Origin of the sequence: Amycolatopsis sp. cmx-8-4 (assembly GCF_046548675.1) — a bacterium.
In the GTDB taxonomy this organism is placed as follows: domain Bacteria; phylum Actinomycetota; class Actinomycetes; order Mycobacteriales; family Pseudonocardiaceae; genus Amycolatopsis.
Genome location: NZ_JAEBDZ010000029.1, coordinates 46260 through 68814, shown reverse-complemented (window position 1 = coordinate 68814; position 22555 = coordinate 46260). Strand labels below are relative to the sequence as shown.

Here is a 22555-nt window from a genome sequence, read left to right as displayed (position 1 = left end):
CGCTAGACTGCCCGGGTCGGTCGACGAGGAGGAATGCACGGTGAAACTGCTGGTCACGGGAGGCGCTGGCTACATCGGGAGCGTGGTGACGCGGGCCCTGCTGACGTCCGGGCACGAGGTCGAAGTGCTGGATGACCTGTCGACCGGTCACCGGAAAAGCGTCCCGGACAGCGTGGTGTTCCACGAGATGTCCGTGCACGACGCGGCCCGGGTGCTGACCCCCGAAGCAGGCTTCGACGGGGTCCTTCACTTCGCCGGCCGGATCGAGGTCGCGGAGTCCGTCGCCCGGCCGGACATCTACTGGGACGTCAACGTGCGTGGCTCCCTCGCCCTGCTGGAAGCGATCAGGGTGGCCCGGGTCCCCCGGCTGATCTTCTCGTCGACAGGTTCGATGTACCGGGCCGACGGCGACGAAAAGCTCGCCGAGACCGCCCGAGTGGAACCGCGCAACCCGTACGCAGCCAGCAAGCTCATGGTCGACCTGATGCTGTCCGCGGAAGCCACCGCGTTCGGCCTCGGCGCTACGAGCCTGCGCTACTTCAACGCGGCAGGCGCGGTCGGCGACCTCGGCGAGCGACACGACCCGGAAAGTCACCTCATCCCCATCGTGCTGCAGGTCGCCGCGGGCAAGCGGGAGCAGCTGCAGATGTACGGCGACGACTACCCGACCCCGGACGGCACCTGCGTGCGCGATTACATCCACGTCGCCGACCTGGCCACGGCGCATGTCCTGGCCCTGGAGGCGATCGAGCCCGGCCGGCACGAGATCTACAACCTCGGCAACGGCAACGGCTACACCAACATGCAGGTGGTGGAAGCAGCTCGCGAGGTCACCGGCCACCCGATCCCGGTGGTGATGGCCTCTCGGCGAGACGGCGACGCGGTGATCACCGTCGCGAGCAGCGAGAAGGCGCACAAGGACCTTGGCTGGCAGCCGAGCAAGCCCGATCTGCGCGACATCGTCGCGGACGCTTGGGCCTTCCACACCAACCACCACTGAGCCGTCACCCGAAACGTCCATCGACCAGGAGCTCGCCAGACAGGGCGCGTCTGACCGAGGTTTCGGCCGGCTGCTGAGGTTCTGCCCAGCGTGTCGCGCTTTCAGCTGCTCTCGGACGATCCGTGGGCCTTGATCGAGGACTTGCTGCCGGTCCGGACCGGCAAGAGGCATTCTGATGGCCCTGCACCGCATCCCGGCCGACGACAACGCGGCCGACCCCTGACACCGGCCCGGCCGGCCGAACGTATCGCCCTCACCACCGGTGCGACGTCGTCACTGCTGAACCGGCTGGAGGACGCGAGGCACATCCGGCACACCCGCGAGCACAGCGGCCGGCGCATCGTCACGCTGCACTGCACACCGGCCATCCACGCGGCGGCCGAGCCTGTGTCGGTGGAGAACTCCTGATGGCGCACCCTCACTCCCAGGGTCAAAGACCTCTTCGGCCTGGGGTTGTGATTTCGGAAACCTTCATCCGGCCGCGGACTGTTCACTGTGGCCGCTCGGGAGTCCGATAGGGCCAGTGGACGGAAAGGTCTTCGTGGGATCGCTCCGATGAGCTTTCGGGCCGCGTCGTCCAGGCTCTACGCAGTTTCGGCCCGTCGATCGGAGCCGTGCATCGGTTATTCGGTGCTGCCGTGGATCGAAGCGGCGCTTCCGCCGGGTTGGCGGTCGATAAGACAGACCCGTAGGTATGCGAGTAGCGACGATGGACTGGTCGCGGCGTCGGCCGGCCGGCCTCCCTTGGCGACGGGCTCCGGCCGGGCGCACGATCCCGCCGAGGCGATGATCCGGGTCGTGCGGGGATGCCGTTCGTCTCGGCTCCCGCGCGGTGGTGTCCGTGTGTTCGAAGCAGCCTGGTGAAACCGCCGCTCAGTGGGGCGGTGGCTCGGTGAGCAGTGCGTGGCCGGCCTGGGTGGTCAGCCAGGTGGCCGCTCGCTCCCAGGACCAGCCGCGGGTGCGGAGGTCTCGCCACGGGCGGAAACCGAAGTGGAACCAGAGGATGTCCGACGCGCTCGCGGTGTCGATTCCCTCGCGGAGTTCGCCCAGGGCCGCTATGCGGGCCGCCGCTTCGGCGAGCCTGTCGGCGTAGGCGGTCTCGGCGCTTTCGACCGCCTCGGTGAGCAGTGGTTCGGTGCCCGCGTTGTCGTACAGCGCGCCCAGCAGCCAGGCGCGGTCGCGGAAGACCGTCGCGGTGCCTTGCGCGACTTCGGCGATGACCTCTCGGCCGGACCGGGCGGAGTTCAGCTTGCGCAGGGAATCGTCGATCTGGTCGTTGTTCGCGGCTTCGCGGATCAGCTCGATCAGCAGCTGCGGCTTCCCGCCGACGCTCGTGTAGACGGTGTTGACCGCCACCTCCGCACGCGTGGCGATCTCCGCCAGCGTCGCCCCGACGTAGCCCCGCTCTTCGAACAGGGCGAGTGCGGCCGCGAGCACGGCGCGGCGGGTTTCCGCCGCCGCGGACGTCCGCCTGACGGACTTGTAGGGGCGCGTCACGCCGCTCAGCGTACTTCACCGTCAAGCGTCACATTGACTGGAATGCATTATTATCATTATATGGAGCTACGCCGGATCAGCGCGGGCCGGTCCGAGGAGGGAACCGTGACCACCAGCACCGAGCTGCAGTCCGCGATCGACGTCTTCCGGGTCCTGGTGACCGGCGATCCCGATCTCGCGCGGGCGGTGGCCGCGCCGACGTTCGTCAACCGGGAGGCCGCGGTCGCCCCGCCCGCCTGCTCGGTCCCCGGGCCGGGCGCGCTGCTCGCCTCGGGCGCCTGGATGCGCGCCGCCTTCGACGACCTGCGATTCCCGGTGCTCGACGCGGGTTTCGACGCCGGGGTCGCCTGGGTCCGGCTGCGGATGCAGGGGGTGCAGAACCGGCCGTTCGTCCGGTTCCGGGACGGCAAGCCCGACAAGATCCTGCCGGCCACCGGCCGGGCGATGGACTTCGAACAGATCCACGTGCTGCGCGTCGGCCCGGACGGCGTCACGAGTCACGAGGCGGTGCGGGACGACCTGACCATGCTCAGCCAGCTCGGCGCGTTCCCGCCGAAGCCGGCCGTGCTCCTGGCGATGGCCCGCGGGAAGCTGACCGGCTCGTCCCGCCGCGCGGCGGAGTCGGTGACCCGGGCCGCGGCGGAAGCCGGCCGGCTGGGCTGAGCAACGCCCGTGATCCCGGCGCGTTCGAATGCGGTGGGCCGCCCGATATTCGAAGCCGCGGGAAATGACCGCCCACCTGCGATGAGCCGATTCGGTCGACGCTAAGGTCACCCGTCACGACTGACGCTCCCGGAAGGACACTCCCGCTCCATGAACGATCAAAACTCGACGTCCGTCTTCGGCATCGGCATCGGGTTCGGTTCCGGCCTGATCTTCGCTGTGCTCACGATCATCGCGCTGTGGAAGGTGTTCACCAAGGCCGGGCGGCCCGGCTGGGCGGCGATCATCCCGATTTACAACGCCTACATCCTGCTGAAGATCGCCGGTCGCTCCGGGTGGTGGCTGCTCCTGCTGCTGATCCCGCTGGTGAACCTGGTCGTGGCGATCATCGTCTCGATCGACGTCGCGAAGGCGTTCGGCAAGAGCGGGGTTTTCGGGTTCTTCGGGCTGTTCCTGTTCTCCATCATCGGCTACCTGATTCTCGCCTTCGGCGGGGCGCGGTACTCCGGTCCGGCCGCCGCCGGCGGGCCCGACGTCCAGCGGGGATAGGTTTTCGGTTCCGGCATTGCCGGTACATTTCCGGGACCACTCCCGCTCCCAATGTGCCATTCTGGGCCCATGGGGAGAACGGGACCGCTCGGCTTTCTCGGGGCCGACGCGCTGGTGAAACTGCTCGGCGCGCTGTGCCTGCGGCCGCGATTCGGGGATCGGCCGCGGAAACTCGACGAACAGTGCGAGTGGACCGACTACCAGGACGAGCGGTCCGAACGGCGCGGGTTGCCGATGGTGTGCCTGGTCCGGCCGCCGGAAAGCGCCGATGTGCTGGCCGCGGTCGCGGATCGGCTCAAGACCGCGAAACCGCAGGGCAGCATCCGGTACGCGCGGCCCGGGCTCGCCGAGCACGAGGGCCGGGACGAGGCGGGGGCGGCGACGGCGGACTCCGTGACCGTCGTCCGGGACGTCCTGCGGGAGGCGCGCAAGGGGCTCGGCGACAGCGCGACCGCGCACACCAGCCGGCTGCCGTTCCCGCTGTTCGACCTCGTCTACTGGCTGATGCTGCAGGACTACGACGGCCGTGACGATCCCGACGGGGTGCTGCGGCGGGCCATCCGGCGGATCAGCCTCGCCGAACGGTTCAGCTCGTCGGCCGAGGACGCGGTCAAGCGGCTGCCGGAGAACCAGGGCATCTGGAAGGTCTTCTCGCTGCTCGTGCGCGGGCTGACCCTGCTGACCTTCCGGATCGCCGTCACCGGGCGCGTCCCGCTGCTGTCCGGCCGGTACCGCTGGTTCCTGCGGCAGCCGCACCTGGCGCCGGAGATGTCCGGCAGCTTCGTGCGGTTCGCGCGGCGGCTCACCGAGGGGCAGTGGCAGGAGGAGGCGCCCGAATACGTCTGCCGGCTGCTGCTCAACGCCTTCCTCGAGGACCTGCGGCGTGCCTACCGGCTGCGGCCGTGGCGGGTGTGGCGGCGGCGCCGGATGACCTACCCGGTGCTGCTGCTGGACGAGGTGAGCGTCGGCAACGGCGGTTATCGCCTGCTGGAGCTGGTCAACTCGGTCCGCAACCAGGTCGGCCTGTTCGACCCGCTGCTGGTGGTCAGCGCCAGCCCGGCGCCGCCGCCGGACGCGGTGCCGACCTCGCGCCGTCCGCAGTTCCAGGCGGAGCAGGCGCGCGCGGCCTACGTGGCCTGGCAGAACCAGCTCGAACGCGACCGGCGGGAACGGCAGCCGACCGCGTGGTACCTGCCGATCGGCGTCCGGCCGCCCGCCGACGCCGACGAGCCGAAGGTCCAGCAGATGCTGCAGACCCTCGGCAGCGACTACCGGTTCCGCCGGCAGGTGCGCCCGCCGTGGTGGGCGAGCCGGTGGACGCGGATCGGCGTGCCGGTCGTGGTGGTGGCGCTGGTCGCCGGGTTCGTCGCCTACCGCCACCAAGACACCTACGCCGTGCACTGCGGTTCGGACAACCCCTGGCTGACCTGGACCGGCAGCGAGTGCGTCGGCACCACGGACGGCTCCCAGGACGTCTTCCAGCCGTCGGACGCGACGATCCGGCAGGTCGAAGCGGTGGTGCTGGACCAGAACCACCGCGCGGAGAAGCTGCACGAGGCCCACCCGGAGCGGCCGTACATCACGCTCGTCGCGCTGGAGGCGCTGACGTCGTCCAACGACCTCGCGGAGGGGCTGACCAGCGAGCGCGAATCGCTGGAGGGGTTCGCGGTCGCCCAGCTGCGGCAGCTGAACGCGCCGGGTTCGGCCGACCCGATCGTCCGGCTGCTCATCGCCAACGCCGGCCGCGACATGCGCCAAGGCGTGCGGGTGGCGAACCAGCTGCGGCAGCAGGCCGAGCAGGATCGCAGCATCGTCGGGGTGGTCGGGCTGGACCTGAGCAGCCAGCCGACCCAGCAGACCATCGCCGCGCTGACCAACGCCGGGCTGCCGATGGTCGCCTCGACACTGTCCGCCGACCCCCTGGCCGACCTGAACCCGATGTACTTCCAGGTCACGCCGCAGAACCGGCGCGAGGCCGCGGTGGCGGCCGGGTTCGCCGAGCAGCTGCCGGGTCCGCGCGTGCTCCGCGTCTACTACTCCGACGACGACGCCGACGTCTACAGCACCAACCTGCGCGACGACACGCTGAAGTCGTTCCGGGACAAGGGTTTCCAGGTCGAGGCGCGGGCGTTCACACCGGACGGCGGCCCGGGCGGGCCGCCTTCTCACGTGCGGTACGGCGAGACGCTGGTGGGCAACGCCGGCGCGGCGGGCCGCGACACCTGCTCCTACGACGGCTTCGTGTTCTTCGCCGGCCGGGGCGTCCCCGACTTTGGCCAGTTCATCAGCAGCGCCGCGCTGTGCGGCAGCCGGGCCACCGTGATCGGCGACGACGACGTCACGCGGTTCGTCGCCGACCAGGGCGAACGCCAGCGCAACCGCGCGCTGCCGTACTACTTCATGTCGTTCGCCACCGCGCCGGTCACCGAGCCGAGGGGCGCGGCGCTCGACTTCTACACGACGCTGGACCAGACGCTGTTCCCGTTCGAGCGGACGCCGGAGGGCCGCTCGTACGACGGCCACGCCGCGCTCGCCTACGACGCCGCACAGGTGATGATCGTCGCGGCGGCGTACCTGCGGGAGACCGCCGCCGAAATCCCGGTGACGCCGGGGGCGATCTGGCGCGAGATCACCGCGATCCACACCTCGCGCGCGGACGGCAAGCAGGTCAACAAGTACCTCGAAGGCGTCACCGGCACCATCGACTACGGCGGCGACATCAGCCGGAACGTGCCGCAGAACAAGCCGGTCGCGGTGATGGGGGTGGCCGGCGGCGAGGTCGACAAGTCGGTGCACGGCTTCTGCGGCGCCGCCGACGGTCCGACGTCCGACACCTGGTGCCCGCCCGATTCCTAAGCGGCCAAAGGTCCAGACATCGGTTCTTTACGCGATGCCTGACGTCTGCTACAACCTTAAACAAGGCCCTAGTTCGGTTACGCGCTCAATATCTGATCGATTCATCATATCTCTGGCTCCGGAAGGTGCTCCATGAGGTCGATCCGCCTGCTGCCCGTCGCCGTGCTGCTGGGTGCCGCGCTCGCTGTCCCCGTCACCTCGCCCGCGCTGGCCGCTCCGGGCGACGCCGCGTTCTCCCCCGCGGCCGGCCGCCTCGACGTCGACTACGCCGGCTACCTGGCCAAGCACGACATCGTCTACAACCGGCCGAACACGAACCCGGACTACGGCCTGACCGTCGGCAACGGCCGCACCGGGGCGATGGTCTGGCAGGCGGGCGGCCTGACCATGCAGGTGTCGAACGTCGACGCGTCGCAGCAGACCGCTTTCGGGGCCGGCCTGGTCAACCTGGCCACCACGCCGGCGATGGACTCCAGCTACAGCACCTACCAGCAGCGGCTGTCCCTCTACGACGGGACGCTGACGACGAAGTACGACGCCGACCGGACCGTCACGATCATGGGGCAGCCCGGCTCCGAGGTCATGGGCGTCCACATCGACGACACCCGCGGCGGGGTGAGCAGCGTGACCCTCGAACTGTCACTGTGGGACGTGGCGAACCTGGCCAACAGCGGCGACGTGCCCGATATCAACACCTGGCGCCAGGTGTCGAGCTACGCCGACGCCAGTGGCGCCGGGATCAGCCGCGGCCAGGCCGACCCGCAGAAGTTCGGCTACACCCTCGCGGCCACCGTCGAAGGCGCGAACTACAGCGCCTCGGTCGTGAACAACAGCCGCGTGCGCCTCACCATCACCCCCACTTCGAGCTACACCGTGTGGTTCACGGCGAGCACCCGGCTCAACGCCGCCGGCAACAACTCCGTCAACCAGGCGAAAACCGCGCTCAGCGCGGTCAAGGCCACCGGCTACCCGAGCACCTACACCGCCTACCGGAATTGGTGGCACAGCTTCTGGGGCAAGTCCTTCGTCCAGTACGGCGGGCTCGGCGGCGACGCCGACTACCTCGAGAACGTCTACTACCTTTCGACGTACCTGATCGCCGCCGGCGGCTACGGCAACTACCCCTACCACTTCATCAACGGCGTCTTCCGCGCGACCGGTGACCAGACGAAGTGGAGCAACGCCTACTGGTACTGGAACCAGCGCGACGTCTACAACTCGTTCCTCGCCTCGAACCACGTCGACCTGATGAACACCTTTAACAACCTCTACAGCCGCAACTACACCGCACTGAAGTCCTACACCCGGACCCGGTACGGCGTCGACGGCCTGTGGGTGCCGGAAACCATGGGCTGGGACGGCAACGCGCGCGGCACGGTCGGCAGCGACTACACCAAGAACATCCTCTCCACCGGCTACGAAGCCGCGTACAACATGTACCTGCAGTACCGCTACACCAACGACGACAACTACCTGCGCACCGTCGCCTACCCGTTCATCCGGGAAACGGCGAAGTTCTACTCGCGGATGCTTTCCGTCGACGGCAACGGCAAGTACTACATGGCCAATTCGAACGCGCACGAGACGTACTGGAACGTCCCGAACGCCATCACCGACCTCGCCGCCGTGCGCAGCATCTTCCCCATCGCCATCCAGGTTTCCCAGCAGCTCGGCGCCGACGCGAGCCTGCGCCCCGAATGGCAGCGCGTCCTCGCCAACCTCGTCGCCTACCCGCAGCAGAACGGCGCGTACCAGCCGCACCAGCCACCGCCGGCCCCGACGCGCAACAACGAGAACGTCGCCTCGGAGCTGATCTGGCCCTACAACGTCACCGGCATCGGCGCCCCCGACTACCAGACCGCCCTGAACGCCTGGAACAGCCGGCCGTTCCCCTACGGCAACGTGTGGGCCAACGACGCCGTGCAGGCCGCGCGCCTCGGCCTCGGCGACCAGACCTTCGACGGCGTGAAGCGGATGCTGCGGCAGTACCAGAACTACCCCAACGGGTTCACCGGCAACACCAACGGCGTCTTCGAGTACCACGGCGTCAACCTCTCCGCGATGAACGAGGCCCTGCTGCAGTCGTACAACGACAAGATCCGTGTCTTCCCGGCCGTGCCCGGAAACTCCTCGTTCGTCGGGAAGTTCACGCTGCTGGCGAAGAACGGCTTCCTCGTCAGCTCCGAGCGCGAGGCCAACGAGACGAAGTACGTCGGCCTGCGCAGCCAGTGGGGCGCCACCGCGCACGTCGTCAACCCCTGGAGCGGGCAGCAGGTACGCGTGCGGCGCGCGTCGGACAACACGATCCTCCTGACCACCACCGACGCGGAGTTCGAGTTCCCCACGGCCGGCGGCACCACGTACGTCGTCGAGCGCACCGCGAAGCCGCTGACCTCGTACGCGACGACCCGGCTGACCGGCAGCCCGAACCAGGGCGCCAAAGCCTTGAGCGGCGCCGCTTCCACCCTGGGCCTCGACGCCGGCGGTGGCGGCGGCCTGGTCAACGACACCGACGTCGCTTACGACAGCAACTGGTTCGCCACCACCAACCGCGGTTACGGCGACTACAACGACGACACGCACCACTCGACCGTCGTCGGCGCCACCGCGAACTACTCCTTCACCGGCACCGGAATCCAGTACCTCTCCGAACGCAACGGCGACATGGGCGCCGTCGACGTCTACCTCGACAACACCTTCCAGGCGACCGTCGACCTGCACGCCGACGGCGCCCGGCAGGTGCGGCAGGTGGTCTGGCAGAAGAGCGGGCTGAGCGCGGCGCAGCACACCGTCCGGGTCGTCAACCGCAGCACGTCCGTCGGCATGATCGACGCTTTTCGCGTCACCACGTAGATACCTCGTCGAGTCCACAATGGACTCCAACGGCAAGCGGGAACCGGCACCGTTGGGCCGGATGGGTGGCCACCGCACACCACCGGTCACCACCGGCCGCCACCGGCCCCCGCGCGAATCCGCGATCCCGGCGGCCGTGGCCGGAGGAATCGGCAGCGCCCCGCCGGTCGGCCGCAGCGATTCGTAGAATTACGCCGTGCTCGGCGAAGATCAATTCATGATCGTCGATCAAGAATACGCACCGCCATTCTGGTGAAATCCCGGTTTCGGGGCACACCAACGCATTGCCACGCGGTTCGCAGGTCCCTACAGTCACCTGCCTGACTCCGGGAATTATTCACCCGACTTCTTTGGAAGAAGCACATCAACCATCATCTCCGTCAAGGAGCAGGTCTTGTTTGGAATCGCCAGGAGCAGCCGGGATCGCGCTCTTCGCGCCACCCTCGCCCTCGCGGCCGCCACCGTCGTCACGCTCGTCACCGGTTGCGGTGCACTCGGTTCGACCGATTCGAAAGCCTCCGCGGGCACCGGCCTGGAGAAGACGACGCTGAAGGTCTCGATCCTGCCCACCACGGACCTCGGGCCGTTCTGGCTGGCCCAGGACAGCGGCTACTTCAAGGACGAGGGCCTCGACGTCCAGTCCGTGGTCGCCGCCAGCGGGCAGGCCTCGCTGACGAAGGCGATCTCGGGTGAAGCCGACATCGCGTTCTCGACCTACCCGCCGTTCTTCATCGCGAAGAGCACCGGCGCCGCCGACATGGAACTGGTCGCCGACGCCACGTCGGTCAACGCGAAGACCAACGCGATCGTCACGGTGCCGAATTCGCCGGTGAAAACGATCTTCGACCTGGCCGGCAGCAAGATCGCCATCACGGCCAAGAACACCGCGTCGGATCTGCTCACCCGGTCGGTGATGCAGGACCACGGCGTGGACTTCGGCAAGGTGAAATGGGTGCTGATCCCGCTGCCGAACATCGCGGCGGCGTTGCAACGGGGCGAGGCCGACGCCGCGTACCTGCCGGAGCCCTACATCACGCAGGCCGCCAAGACGGCCGGCGCGATCCCGGTGATCGACATCAACACCGGCGCGACCCAGGACTTCCCGCTGACCGGCTTCGGCGCGACGAAGAAGTGGGTGCGGGAGAACCCGAAGACGCTGGCCGCGTTCCAGCGGGCGATGCAGAAGGCCACCCACGAGGCCACCAACGACCGCGCCAAGGTCGAGCCGCTGCTGGTGCGGTTCGCCAAGATCGACGAGGACACGGCCAAGCTGCTCACCTTGCCGGGCTACGGGTCGAGCCTGGACTCACGGCGGCTGCAGCGGGTGCCGGACCTGCTGCTGCAGCTCGGCGCCATCCCGTCGCCGATCGACGTGAACACGATGCTCGGGCCGCAGCCGGGCAAGTGACGCGGGCCGCTCCGCCCGGGGCGATCTTCGTGGCAGGATGGCCGGGTGCCGCCCGAACCCGTTGTGGACCTGCGCGATCCGGCCATCCTCGGTGACCCCGTGTCCGGCTACGACCGCATCCTCGCCGAGTCACCGGTCTGCTGGGCCCGGCTGCCGGGCGGCGAGGAGGGCTGGCTGGTCACCCGGAGCGACGACGTCCGCGCCGTGCTCTCCGACCCGGCCGTGCGCAACGATCCCACCGGCTTGCCGGGGGCGGGCGCCCAGACGCAGGAGCAGGCGTTCCTCGCGCTGGGCACGCCCCCGGAACACCTGCCCTACCTGCGGGCGAGCCTGCTCAGCCTGGACGGTGCCGAGCACACCCGGCTGCGCCGTAGCATCAGCCACGCCTTCGGCGCGGCTCAGGTCGCCACGCTGCGGCCCCGGGTGCAGGAGATCGTCGACGAGCTGCTCGACGGCTTCGCCGCGGCGGAGACGGTGAACCTGCTCGACGAGTACGCCTACCCGCTGGCCATGGCCGTGGTCTGCGAACTGGTCGGGGTCCCCGAAGCCGACTGGGCGGACTGGTGGCGCTGGGGCAAGGTGCTGGTCGGCGGCGATCCGGCGCAGATCACGCCGACGCTGGGCGAGATGTTCGCTTTCTGCCACGCCCTGGTGGACCGGCGCCGCGCCGAGCCGCGCGACGACCTGATCAGCCAGGTCGTCGCCAAGGACGACCTGACCGACGTCGACGCCGTGGCCGTCCTGGTGTTCCTCGTGCTCGCCGGGCACGAAACCATGGCGCACATGCTGTCCAACGCGGCGCTCGCCCTGATGCGCGACCCCGCCCAGCGGGAGCTGCTGCGCGCCGAGCCCGAGCTCTGGCCGGCCGCGGTGCGCGAGCTGGTGCGCACCGACGGGCCGGTGCAGCTCGCCCGGCTGCGCTACGCCGCGACCGACCTCGAGGTCGGCGGCGTGCGGATCAGCGCGGGTGACGCGGTGCAGGCGGTGCTCGGGGCGGCCAACCGCGATCCCGCGCAGTTCGCCCACCCCCACGACACCGACGTGCGGTGGCAGGCCCTCTACGGCGGCCGCGCGGGCAGCGTCGGGTTCGGCTGGGGGCCGCACTTCTGCCTCGGCGTCGCGCTGGCGAAGCTGGAGGCCGAGGTCGCGCTGAGCACGCTGTTCGCCCGCTTTCCCGAGGTGTCCCCGGTGACCGAGCCGGCGTGGGTGCCGCTACCGCGCGGCCGCCACCGCGTCAACCTGGACGTCCGGCTGCGCTGATCGTCGCTACGCCCGCGCGTAGAAGCCGACCGGCATCGTCACCTCGGCGCTCGACGCCCCGCACTCGAGCATCCACAGCGCCGCGGCGGGCCCGAGGTCCCGGCCCAGTGCGCCGAGCGCGTCCGGATCGGGGGCGACCGCGCGCGCCTGCGCCACCCCGCGCGTGAACGCGTCCGGGTCCCAGCCGTCGGGGACGGCCTCGCCGAGGCTGCGCGCCCCCTTGGTCATCGCGGTCAGCGTCGCGGCCGGCAGCGGGTCGGTGACGCCGAGCAGGCCGTGGGTGCGTTCCCCGGCCAGCACCCCCATCCAGCGCGAGGTTTCCGGCGTGGGGCGGGGTCCGGTCCAGCGGGGGCGCGCGTCCGCGTCCGGGAAGCTCGCAGGGACCCCGGACACGGCCCAGCGGCCGGCCCACTCGACGGCCAGGCCCGGGGCACTGCGGGTGGCAGGGTTGTGGAACCGGGCCATGTCCCACCGGGTGCCGACCGCGACGGCGGCGAGGTCGCGGTGCGGCCAGACCCGCGCCTCCCACCAGAAGCCCCACGGGAACGCCGCGGTGTGGCCCCACCACCAGTCGTCGCCCAGCTCCGGGTCGGCGAGCTCGAGCGTCAGGCCGGAGAACGAGGGGGCGCCGTGGCTGGGGCGGGCGACCCGCGGCGTCACCATGACCGCGAGCGACTCCGGCCGGACGAGACCGCGGTCGCCGCGGGCGGTGCGCAGCAAGGACTGCAGCAGCCGCCCGGCGTCCGCGGCGCTGGTGTGCATCCCGACGCCCGGGTAGGCCGAGGTGCGCAGCGGCGGGCTCGGCACGCACCAGTCGCCGAAGGCCATGTACCCCGTCGCCCGGTCGGTGCTCCGGCCCGGCGCGCCGGTCGCCCACGGGTTCCGCGTGCCGTCGTCGATGCTCGTGCCGGTCATCCCCGCCGGGGCGAAGACGTCCCGGTGGACGCGCGCGCCGTAGGCGTCACCGGTCAGGTGCTCGAGCGCGCCGCCCAGCACGCCGACGCCGAAGCTGGAGTACGAGTAGGGACCCGGCGTCGTCACCAGCGGCAACGCCCCGCCGTACTCGACGGCGCGCCCGGCTTCGTGGCGACGGCGGACGTAGTCGAGGACCGGCTCGGCCGGCGCCTCGAACGCCGTGGCCGTGACGATGTCGTTGTAGTAGCCGCCCTGGTGGGCGGCCAGCATGGCCGTGGTGACGGGCGCCGCGCCGGGACCGCGCAGCCCCGCGGGCAGCAGCGCGTCGATCGGCGTGTCCAGGCCGACCGCGCCCGCCTCGACCAGCTGCATGAGGGCCAGTCCCGTGACGGGCTTGGTGAGCGACCCCGCCGGCGCCACGGTCTCGGCGGTCATCGGCGCGCCCGCGGCCAGGTCCGCGAACCCGGTCGCGGCCGTGCGCAGCTCGCTGCTCGTCGCCACCGCGACGGCGACCCCGGGCGTGCCGGTGACCGCCGCCAGCCGCGGCAGGACGGTGTCGAGCGCCGTCATCACATCGTCGAGCATGATCCTCCTCGTCAGGCCGCCAAGGATGCCCTAGTCGAGGCCCGTCCGGAAGGTGATCATCCGCCGGTCCCGGTGACCACGACCGTCGACGGCCTCAGCAGGTCTTGCGCACGTAGTCCGCGCCGCCGGCGTGACGACGTTCCGGTCCCGGAGGACGATGCTCAGCTACCCGCCCCATTTCGCGCACGCCGAGGCGAGACCTTCACCGGTGTATTCGATGACCAGGACGTCGTCGCCGAACTGTTCGGTGAATTCGGCGCAGTTGTCCTGTTCACCGCATTCTTCGGCCACGGCGAAATCGACGCCGGTCGCTTTTTTCCGGCTCGCCGGCTCCGACGCGTTCTTCTGCCCGACGGCGAGACCGGCGGCGTGGGCGTGCGCGGACAACAGCCGCATGAACTCTTCGGCGTCCGCAGTGGACAGAAGACCTTCGGAGCGGGAGTAGCTGTCGTAGTTGTCGAGCTCGACAGCGCGGTACCCCTTGGCCGCGCACTCGTCGAGCCGGCCGCCGTTCCGGAGCAGAAGGCCGGCGTCCAAGTCGCCCTCGGCGGCGGGCGGACAAGGCCCGCCGATCCGGTAGTCGAAGCCGGCCGCGCGCGGAGGCAAGACCACTCGTCCGGGTGTTTCGGTGACACTGCTCACGCCACCGCCCCCGGTGTCCTGCGGCGGCTGCGAACACCCCGCGGCCGCGGTGAACAGCAGCACCACCAGACATCCGAGACGGCGCTTCGCTACGTGTGGCACCGGTGGACTCCGTGGTCACCGGGTCGGATCGGCCGAACCGTACCGCGCCGACGTGTCCCCCGGCTCTCCACGGCGGCGACTGTCTACTGAGGACTGACGCCGTCGGTGAAGTGGGGCAGGACCATCTCCAGCAGGGCCGCCACGTCGTTGTCCGCCATGGGTTCGCCGGTCATGCCCACGCGGTGGAGCAGGGTGCCGACGACCACGTCGATGAAGAACAGGACCCGGTTCTCCGGCTCGCCGAGGGCGTCCTGGAGCGCTTCGCGGTACGGGTCCTGCAGGCGGGCGACCAGGATCTCGCGCAGGGCCGGATCGCTGACGGCGTCGCTGAACACGCCCGCGAACGCGTCGCCCACCCCGGGCTCGGCGATCTTCGCCGCTATCCAGCGGATCGACGACGCCATCAGCTCCACCCGGCTCGCGCCCGTCAGGGGCAGCGGGCCGAACGCGTCCAGGAGGCAGTCCACGATCAGCTCGCCCTTCGACGGCCAGCGGCGGTAGATCGTCGTCTTGGCGACGCCGGCCGCGGTGGCGATGCGCTCCACCGTGGCCGCCGCGTAGCCGAGGGCGTGGACCGTGCTCAAGGTGGCCGCGAAGACCACCTCGTTGACGCCGGTGCGGGGGCGGCCGGGGGGCCGGGCGGAACTCATGGCCGCACGATACCGGTTTTCGCTACCCTTGGTATCGATACCTGAGGTAGCGTAATTGGCGAAGCGAGGAGAAGCGCATGAGCGAAACCACCACGGCCCAGCGGCCGCCCGAGCCGGACTGGTCGGCCATCACCGACGAGGAGCTGGTCGGCTACCGCGAGGCGGAGAACCGCGTCCGGGCGTCCGCGGCGGCGCGGGTGATCACCGGGGAGCCGGATCCCGGCGCCGCGATCGCGTGGCGGGAGCTGGCGTTGCCCGGCCGCGACCTGCCGGTCCGGGTGCACCGGCCGGCCACCGGGAACGACGTCCTGCCGCTCGTGCTCCACGTGCACGGCGGCGGTTTCGTGGGCACGGCGGCGCAGTGTGACTGGGTCACCAGCCACGTCGCCGCCCGGCTGCCCGCGGTCGTCGTCTCGGTCGAGCACCGGCTCCTCGACGCCGGCACCCCGCTGGCGGCGGCCGTCGACGACGGCTGGGACGCGTTGCGGCACCTGCTGGACCACGCCGGGCAGTGGGGTGTCGACCCGGCGCGGACCGCCGTCTTCGGCGAGAGCTGCGGCGCCTTGATCTGCGCGCTGGCCGCGATCCGGGCCACGGACGCCGGTCTGCCGCTGCGGGCGCAGGTGCTGGTCAACCCCGCGGTCGACGCGACCGGCACGATGCTCGACTACCCGTCGGCCACCGAGTACGGCGACAGCCCGACGCTCACCACCGGGCAGCTGCGGCTGTTCCAGCGGCTCGCCGTGCCGCCGGGCACCGACGCCCGCGCGGTTTCCCCGCTGTACGCCGAGGATCTCGACGGGCTGGCGCCGGCGCTCGTGGTGGTGCCGACCCACGATCCGGTGGCCGACCACGGCCGCCGTTACGCCGGACGGCTGCGCGCGGCCGGGACTTCCGTGCGGCTCAGCGAATACCCCGGCGCCGGGCACGCGTTCCTCAGCATGCCGGGCGTGGCGCCGCAGGCCGGGGCCGCGCGGGCGGAGATCCTCGAGTTCCTCCGCACCTCCCTCGGCGCGGGAGCGGACCGATGACCCGCACCGAGCGCGAGGCGATCGCCGCGCTGTACGCCGGTCTCGGGCTCACCGTCCTCGCGACGGTCGTCCCGTACACCACTCGCCTGCCGGCCGACCACGTGGCGAAGGCGCGAAAAGCGGTGCCCGGAGCCCGTGTTGGCCACTCCGGTCGCCGTGTTGGCCACTCCGGGCAGCGTGTTGGCCACTCCGGTCGCCGTATTGGCCACTCCGGGCAGTGCGGTGGCCGTCGGCAGGCGCTCGGCCGTTCACGAACGGCCAACACGGTCACCGGAAGCGCCGACACGGCGACCGGAACGGCCAACACAACGACCGGAAGCGCCGACACGGCGACCGGAGCGGCCAACACGGCGTTGTCGGACACGCGCTAACGCCGTGCGACGGCCCAAGCGGCGTCGGCGTCGGCGAGGGTGGGGTGGGCCGGGAAGAAGCCCGCCAGGCCGATGAGCCGCAGGCTGCGCTGCAGCTGGCCGGGCACGGCGACCAGCGCGATCCCGGCGTCGGCGGCGAGGGCCAGGTTGCGGGCGGCCAGGAGGGCGGAAATGCCGCTGGAGTCGCAGAACGTCAACGCCGACAGGTCGACGACCAGGTGCTCGCCGCGGTTCAGCGTGAGGGCCTGGATCGCGGCCAGTGCGCCGGGCGAGGTGGCGGCGTCCAGCTCGCCGGCGAACTCGAGCACGGTCCCCGTGGCGGAGCGGCGGGTGGCGGTGGTGAAGCCGGCGGTCACGGCCGGGTCCGGGCGGGGATGCTCAGGGCCAGCAGGGCGGTGTCGTCCTCGACGCCGTCGCCGAAGCCGGTGAGCAGGGCCGTCAGCGCCGCGATCAGCGCCGGAGCCGTCGTCGGCGCGCGCGTGGTGAGGAACTCCAGCAGCTGCTCTTCGCTGTAGCGGTCCCGGCCGGACGCGGTGCGGGCTTCGGTGAGGCCGTCGCTGTAGAGCAGCAGCGTGTCGCCGGGGACCAGGTGCAGGCCGATCTTGGTGAACCGCGCGTCGGGCACCGCGCCGACGAGCATGCCGCCCGGGGTGTCGAGGAACTCGGTGGTGCCGTCGGCGCGGACCAGGATCGCCGGCGGGTGGCCGCCGCTGGCCAGGGTGATCCCGTAGCCGCCGGGCTCGGGGGTGAGCGCGCCGTAGATGGCGGTGCAGTACCGCGGGTCGGCGCCGTGGAACTCCTGGTTCAGCACCGTGTTGAGGTTGGCGAGCACGCTGACGGGATCCGGGTTGTAGACGGCGGCGGCCCGCAGCGTGTAGCGGGCCAGCGACGTCACCGCGGCCGCGACGGCACCTTTGCCGGAGACGTCGCCGAGGAAGAACCCCCAGGTGCCGCCGGCGAGCGGGAACAGGTCGTAGAAGTCGCCGCCGACCTCGTCGGCCGAAGCGGGGTGGTAGTACGCCGCCACGTCCATGCCGGGGACGGCGGGGAGCGCGGACGGGAGCAGGGTGCGCTGCAGGATCCTCGCGAGCTCCCGCGCCCGGTCGCGTTCCTCGTCGGCCTGCCGGCGGGCGCGCAGCAGCTCCTCTTCGTAGGCGCGGCGGTCGCGGGCGTCGAAGATCGTGCTGCGGATCAGCTGGGCGGTGCCGTCGGCGCCCTTCTTCACCCTCGAGGTGACGAGCACCGGGAGCCGGCCCCCGCCGGCGGTCCGCAGCTCCAGCGCCAGGCCGCCGAGCTCGCCGTGCATCGCGAGCATCGGCGCTATGTGCGTCTCGTGGTAGATCCGGCCGCCGACGGTCAGCAGGTCGACGAAGCGGCGCCGCCCGACCAGGTCGGCGCGCCCGTGGCCCAGCCAGCCGAGCAGGGTGGTGTTGATCTTCGCGATGGTGCCGTCCATCAACGTCGAGAGGTAGCCGCACGGGGCGTGCTCGTAGAGGTCCTCGGCGCTGTCCTCGAGCAGGGCGCCGAACGCGGCCCCGACCGTGTCCTCGCTGCCGTCGGTATCCCCGACGTCCCCGGCCTCGCACATCACGGCGTGCCTGCGAACGCCCGGATCGCGTCGGTGGTCGCCTCGGGCGCGCTCAGCTGCGGGCAGTGCCCGATCGCGTCCAGCGTCACCAGTGCGCTGCCGGCGATCCGGTCGTGGACGAACGCGCCGACCGCCGGCGGGGCGATGGCGTCCTGGGCGGTCTGGACGACCAGCGTGGGCACCGTGACGCCCGGCAGGTCGGCGCGGTTGTCGGAGAGGAACGTGGCCCGGGCGAACACCCGCGCGATCACCGGGTCGGTGCGGCAGAAGCTGTCCGTCAGCTCGCCGCCGAGCTCGGGCCGGTCCGGGTTGCCCATGATCACCGGGGCCATGGCCGCCGACCAGCCCAGGTAGTTGGCGTCGAGGGACTCCAGCAGCTCGTCGATGTCCGCCCGGCTGAACCCGCCGCGGTAGTCGCCGTCGTCGAGGTAGCACGGCGACGGCGTGAGCAGCACCAGCTTCGCGAACCGCTCCGGCGCGCGGTTCACGGCCAGCACGGCGATCATCGCCGACACCGAGTGCCCGACGAGCACCACGTCGCGCAGGTCCAGCTCGGCACAGATCTCGAGGATGTCCTCGGCGTAGGCGTCGAGGCCGGCGTACCGCTGCGCCGACCACGCCGAGAGGTCCGACCGCCCCGCGCCGACGTGGTCGAACAGCACCACGCGGAAGCGCTCGGCCAGCGCGGGGGCGACGAGCCGCCAGAGGTTCTGGTCGCAGCCGAAACCGTGGGCGAGCAGCACCACGGGGCCGTCGGCGGGGCCCGTCACGACCACGTTGTTCCTGTTGCGCACGTCCATCGGGTCATCCTGCCAGGCGAACGCCGCCCGGCGGGTTTCCGGTACCCGGCCGAGACGGTCTTCACCGGCCGGCTGCTTGACCGGCGAAGACCGTCTCGCCCCCGGCTTACCCGGCGCGGGCCCGGGCGAACCGCCGGTACCCGAAAGAGTTCACCGCACCGGACCAGCGCGCCGCCGTGGTCCGTCCATTGCGGACGCTTCGGCCGGTTCTGCTGCATTCGGCGGCTGACATGTCCGGTGGACAACGTTGACAGTGGATCAGCAGGTCTGCGTGGACAAGGGAGTGCGCGTGTTCCGATCACCGTCGCTGAAGCTGATCCACACCCTGGTCGCCGTCGTGACGGGCGTCGCCACGGTCACCGGCGTCGCCGCCGCCCAGGACCTGAGACCCGCGCAGGTGGACCAGGCCGTCGTCCAGGACGGGCACGCGCGGTTCGAGGTGCTGACACCGACGCTGATCCGGCTCGAATACGCGGGCGACGACCGGTTCCAGGACCTGACCACGTTCAACGCCGTCAACCGGTCCTTCCCCGCTCCGGCCTACTCGACCACGGTGACCGGCGGCGTCCGCGAGATCAAGACCGCGGGCCTGACCCTGCGGTACCGGCAGAACAGCGGGCCGTTCACCCGCGACAACACGTCGGTGCTGCTCACGACGACGAACGTGACCGCCGCTCCCCTGTTCCCGTCCTACTGCGCCTTCGCCACGGCCTGCGAGGCCGAAAACGGCGTGCCGGGCGGGTCGGCGGCGACCGCCTACGACCACACCGGCAACACCGGCTCGGGCTTCCTCGCCGGCTTCACCTCGGCCGGGGCGTCGCTCGCCCAGGACGTCTCGGCGGTGCCGTCGGCCGGGCAGTACCGGCTCACCGTCCGCTACGCGAACGCCCAAGGCGGCGACGGCCAGACCACCACGCGCACGCTGTCCACCACGGTCAACGGCGCGCCCGGGCCGAAGCTGTCGCTGCCGGCGACGTCGTCGTGGAACACCTGGGCGACCGCGTCGGTGACGGTCCCGCTGAACGCCGGGACGAACGCCGTCCGGATCGACCGCAAGTCCGGCGACTCGGGCAACGTCAACCTCGACAGCCTCGCCGTCACGACGGCCACCGCGGCCTACCCCGCCGCCGACACCTCGCTGCTCACCACGGCCTACGGCGCCGGCCCCAAGTCCGTGCTCGGCGGCTGGGACCGCTCGCTGGACAACCCGGAGGCCGTCCCGACACCGCAGCACCCGGGCCTGCTCGACCGCGACGGCTGGTACCTGCTCGACGACACGCGCTCGGCGGTCCTCAACGCCGACCGCACCGTCACGGACCGGGTGTCGCACGGCGCGCAGCCCTACCAGGACGGCTACTTCTTCGGCTACGGCAAGGACTTCAAGCAGGGCCTGGGCGACCTCAACGCCCTCACCGGCGGCACGGCGCTGCTGCCCCGGTCCGCCTACGGCGTCTGGTTCTCCCGCTACTTCGCCTACTCCGACAACGACTACCGCACCTCGCTGCTGCCGAAGTTCCGCTCGAGCTTCACCCCGATCGACTGGCTGGTCGTCGACACCGACTGGAAGTCGCCGTCGCAGTGGAACGGCTGGAACTGGAACACGGCGCTCTTCCCGGACCCGCAAGGGTTCCTGAACTGGACGAAGCAGCAGGGTCTCGCCGTCTCGCTCAACATCCACACGTCCATCGCGGGCAACGACCCGCGCTTCGCGACGGCGAACGCGACAGCGGGCGGCCTGATCGCCGACGGCTCCAACTACGTGTGGGACTGGTCGAACCCGGCGCACCTGCGCTCCTACTTCGACCTGCACAAGCCGTTCGACGCCCAGGGCGTCCGGACGTGGTGGCTGGACTACTGCTCCGGCTGCGGCCGGTCGACCGCGTCGGACACCGGCGTCGCGCCGGACAACTTCATCAACCAGGCCTACGCCGACCACGCGGCGGCGCAGGGCCTGCGGGGCTTCTCCTTCGGCCGCATCGGCGGCGCCGAACAGGGCGGCATCCACAGCAGCTACCCGCTCGGGCCGTGGTCGGAGCGCCGCAACACCCTCCAGTTCACCGGCGACACCCCGATGAGCTGGGACATGCTCGCCTACGAAGCCCGCTTCACGCCGGACGAGGCGGCCGCCGGGCTCAGCAACGTCAGCCACGACATCGGCAGCTTCCACGGCGGGCACCTGCCCGACGACCTCTACGCGCGGTGGCTGCAGCTGGGCGCGTTCCAGCCGATCGACCGGCTGCACTCCGACCACGGCGACCGGCTGCCGTGGGACTACCCCGGCGCGGCGGGCGACAGCGCGGAGAAGTTCCTGCGGCTGCGCGAATCGCTGGTGCCCTACACCTACACCCTCGCCAAGCAGGCGAACCAGACCGGCGTGCCGATCACCCGGCCGCTCTACCTCAACTACCCGGACCAGGACGCGGCCTACACCCACCCGCAGGAATACCTGTACGGCGACAACGTCCTCGTCGCGCCGATCACCACCGCGAGCGGCTCGGTCTCGGCGTGGATCCCGCCCGGTACCTGGACCGACTACTTCACCGGGACCGTCTACACGGGACCGTCGACGGCGACGATCACCAAGCCGCTGTCGGAGATGCCGGTGCTCGTCAAGGCGGGTGGTGTGGTGCCGCTGCGCACGAACTACACCGACAACGCGGCCGCGCCGCTCGACCAGCTCACCCTGGACGTGACGGCGGGCGCCGACGGGACCTTCTCGCTGTACGAGGACTCCGGCGAAGGCGCCGGAGCGTCGTCGACCACCCGGTTCGGCTGGCAGGACGCCGCGAAGACGCTGACGGTCGACGCGGCCTCCGGCACCTCCCCGGCCAAGGCCTACACCCTGCGGCTGGCCAACACGGCGGCGCCGACGGCGGTTTCGGTCGACGGGCAGCGGCTGCCCGAGACGGCGTGGGCGTACAACGCGCACTCCCGCACGGTCACCGTGACGACGGCGAGCCTGCCGTCGAACGCCCGGCACACCGTCACCTTGACCGGCACCGCCGCCGACAACCCGGCGGCGGGCCAGGTGACCGGCCGCGGCGGGCTCTGCCTCGCCGTCCACGGCGGCGCGTCGGCCGACGGCACGCCGCTGGAGCTGGCCGCCTGCGACCACTCGGCGGGCCAGCAGCTCACCCCGCCGAGCGGCGGTGGCACGGTGCGTGTGCTCGGCAAGTGCCTCGACGTCGCCGGCGGCTCGACGGCCGCCGGCACGCCGGTCCAGCTCTACACCTGCAACGGGACGGCCGCGCAGGCGTGGAGCCTGACCACGGCGGGCAAGCTGCTGAACGCCGGCCGGTGCCTGGCCGCCACGACAGCGGGCGACGGGATGCGCCTGGCCGACTGCGCCGACACCACCGACCAGGCCTGGCGCTTCCCGCCGGCACCGGTCACCGGGCCGGCCGGGCTGTGCGCCGACGTCGTCGACGCCTACCCCGCGTCGGGCAGCGCGGTGCAGCTCTACGGCTGCAACGGCACCGACGCGCAGCGGTGGTCCGCGCCGGGCGACGCGTCGCTGCGGACGCTGGGGAAGTGCCTCGACGTCGTCAACGCCGGCACCGCGAACACGACACCGGTCCAGCTGTGGGACTGCAACGGAAGCGCCGCGCAGCAGTGGGTCGCGGGCGCGGGCGGGGCGCTGCGCAACGTCGGCTCCGGGCGGTGCCTCGACGACCCGGACAACGCCGGGAAGGCCGGTGACCGGCTGCGGATCTACGACTGCAACTCCTCCGCCGCGCAACGGTTCGGTTTGGGGTCCTGACCACTGCGGCGGCGACCGGCGCGGG

At 71.2% G+C, this 22555-nt stretch carries 18 protein-coding genes; 11 read left to right on the top strand and 7 right to left on the bottom strand.

All coding sequences use genetic code 11. From position 1 onward, the window contains the following. Positions 1-40: 40 nt before the first annotated feature. Entirely contained in the window at positions 41-1000 is a 960-nt protein-coding gene (galE, locus tag ACLJQZ_RS39795) for a UDP-glucose 4-epimerase GalE (RefSeq protein ID WP_410625852.1), read from the top strand. 90 nt (positions 1001-1090) lie between these two features. Beyond that, positions 1091-1408 (top strand): hypothetical protein, encoded by a 318-nt coding sequence (locus ACLJQZ_RS39790; RefSeq protein ID WP_410625850.1) that lies wholly within the window; start codon positions 1091-1093, stop codon positions 1406-1408. Between the two features lie 465 nt (positions 1409-1873). On the opposite strand, the gene ACLJQZ_RS39785 is transcribed toward ACLJQZ_RS39790, so the two are convergent. Beyond that, positions 1874-2497, bottom strand: a complete 624-nt coding sequence (locus ACLJQZ_RS39785; RefSeq protein WP_410625848.1) for a TetR/AcrR family transcriptional regulator — start codon at positions 2495-2497, stop codon at positions 1874-1876. 105 nt (positions 2498-2602) lie between these two features. On the opposite strand from ACLJQZ_RS39785, the gene ACLJQZ_RS39780 reads away from it, so the two are divergent. From ACLJQZ_RS39780 to ACLJQZ_RS39755, 6 genes are all read left to right on the top strand, one after another. Continuing rightward, entirely contained in the window at positions 2603-3160 is a 558-nt protein-coding gene (locus ACLJQZ_RS39780) for an ester cyclase (RefSeq protein WP_410625846.1), read from the top strand. Between the two features lie 150 nt (positions 3161-3310). Further along, a complete protein-coding gene (locus ACLJQZ_RS39775; protein WP_410625844.1) occupies positions 3311-3709 on the top strand; it encodes a DUF5684 domain-containing protein in 399 nt (132 codons plus the stop codon). 69 nt (positions 3710-3778) lie between these two features. Beyond that, positions 3779-6565 carry a hypothetical protein gene (locus tag ACLJQZ_RS39770; protein WP_410625842.1) on the top strand — a complete coding sequence of 929 codons (2787 nt, stop codon included), beginning with the start codon at positions 3779-3781 and terminating at the stop codon, positions 6563-6565. A gap of 132 nt (positions 6566-6697) precedes the next feature. Then, complete coding sequence (locus ACLJQZ_RS39765; RefSeq protein ID WP_410625840.1) at positions 6698-9418, top strand: glycosyl hydrolase family 95 catalytic domain-containing protein; 2721 nt, start codon at positions 6698-6700, stop codon at positions 9416-9418. Between the two features lie 394 nt (positions 9419-9812). After that, the gene (locus tag ACLJQZ_RS39760; RefSeq protein ID WP_410625839.1) at positions 9813-10826 is read left to right on the top strand and encodes an ABC transporter substrate-binding protein; all 1014 of its coding nucleotides are present in this window, start codon (positions 9813-9815) and stop codon (positions 10824-10826) included. A 45-nt stretch (positions 10827-10871) separates the two neighbouring features. Further along, on the top strand, positions 10872-12086 hold the full coding sequence (locus tag ACLJQZ_RS39755) for a cytochrome P450 family protein (protein WP_410625837.1): 1215 nt from the start codon (positions 10872-10874) through the stop codon (positions 12084-12086). A gap of 6 nt (positions 12087-12092) precedes the next feature. Here ACLJQZ_RS39755 and ACLJQZ_RS39750 read toward each other — a convergent pair whose 3' ends face one another. From ACLJQZ_RS39750 to ACLJQZ_RS39740, 3 genes are all read right to left on the bottom strand, one after another. Then, complete coding sequence (locus ACLJQZ_RS39750; protein WP_410625835.1) at positions 12093-13586, bottom strand: serine hydrolase domain-containing protein; 1494 nt, start codon at positions 13584-13586, stop codon at positions 12093-12095. Positions 13587-13751: 165 nt separating this feature from the next. Beyond that, positions 13752-14192, bottom strand: coding sequence for an endo alpha-1,4 polygalactosaminidase (locus ACLJQZ_RS39745; protein ID WP_410625833.1), 441 nt, complete (start codon positions 14190-14192; stop codon positions 13752-13754). A 221-nt stretch (positions 14193-14413) separates the two neighbouring features. After that, the gene (locus ACLJQZ_RS39740; RefSeq protein WP_410625831.1) at positions 14414-14980 is read right to left on the bottom strand and encodes a TetR/AcrR family transcriptional regulator; all 567 of its coding nucleotides are present in this window, start codon (positions 14978-14980) and stop codon (positions 14414-14416) included. A 77-nt stretch (positions 14981-15057) separates the two neighbouring features. Between ACLJQZ_RS39740 and ACLJQZ_RS39735 the strand changes: the two genes are divergently transcribed. Together ACLJQZ_RS39735 and ACLJQZ_RS39730 are read left to right on the top strand one after the other, a co-directional pair. Further along, the gene (locus ACLJQZ_RS39735; RefSeq protein WP_410625829.1) at positions 15058-16011 is read left to right on the top strand and encodes an alpha/beta hydrolase; all 954 of its coding nucleotides are present in this window, start codon (positions 15058-15060) and stop codon (positions 16009-16011) included. Next, on the top strand, positions 16008-16382 hold the full coding sequence (locus ACLJQZ_RS39730; RefSeq protein ID WP_410625827.1) for a hypothetical protein: 375 nt from the start codon (positions 16008-16010) through the stop codon (positions 16380-16382). The genes ACLJQZ_RS39735 and ACLJQZ_RS39730 overlap by 4 nt, the downstream gene beginning before the upstream one ends. Here ACLJQZ_RS39730 and ACLJQZ_RS39725 read toward each other — a convergent pair. The 3 genes from ACLJQZ_RS39725 to ACLJQZ_RS39715 are packed head-to-tail and all read right to left on the bottom strand — an operon-like array spanning position 16379 to position 18770. Then, positions 16379-16738, bottom strand: a complete 360-nt coding sequence (locus ACLJQZ_RS39725) for an STAS domain-containing protein (protein WP_410625825.1) — start codon at positions 16736-16738, stop codon at positions 16379-16381. The two genes, ACLJQZ_RS39730 and ACLJQZ_RS39725, sit on opposite strands and share 4 nt — an antisense overlap. Then, positions 16735-17970 (bottom strand): PP2C family protein-serine/threonine phosphatase, encoded by a 1236-nt coding sequence (locus tag ACLJQZ_RS39720; RefSeq protein ID WP_410625823.1) that lies wholly within the window; start codon positions 17968-17970, stop codon positions 16735-16737. Before ACLJQZ_RS39720 ends, ACLJQZ_RS39725 begins: the two co-directional genes overlap by 4 nt. Further along, positions 17970-18770: an alpha/beta fold hydrolase gene (locus ACLJQZ_RS39715; RefSeq protein ID WP_410625822.1), complete on the bottom strand. Its 801-nt coding sequence runs from the start codon at positions 18768-18770 to the stop codon at positions 17970-17972. The genes ACLJQZ_RS39720 and ACLJQZ_RS39715 overlap by 1 nt, the downstream gene beginning before the upstream one ends. Positions 18771-19059: 289 nt before the next feature. On the opposite strand from ACLJQZ_RS39715, the gene ACLJQZ_RS39710 reads away from it, so the two are divergent. After that, entirely contained in the window at positions 19060-22530 is a 3471-nt protein-coding gene (locus ACLJQZ_RS39710; protein WP_410625820.1) for a ricin-type beta-trefoil lectin domain protein, read from the top strand. The last annotated feature ends 25 nt before the right edge of the window (positions 22531-22555 follow it).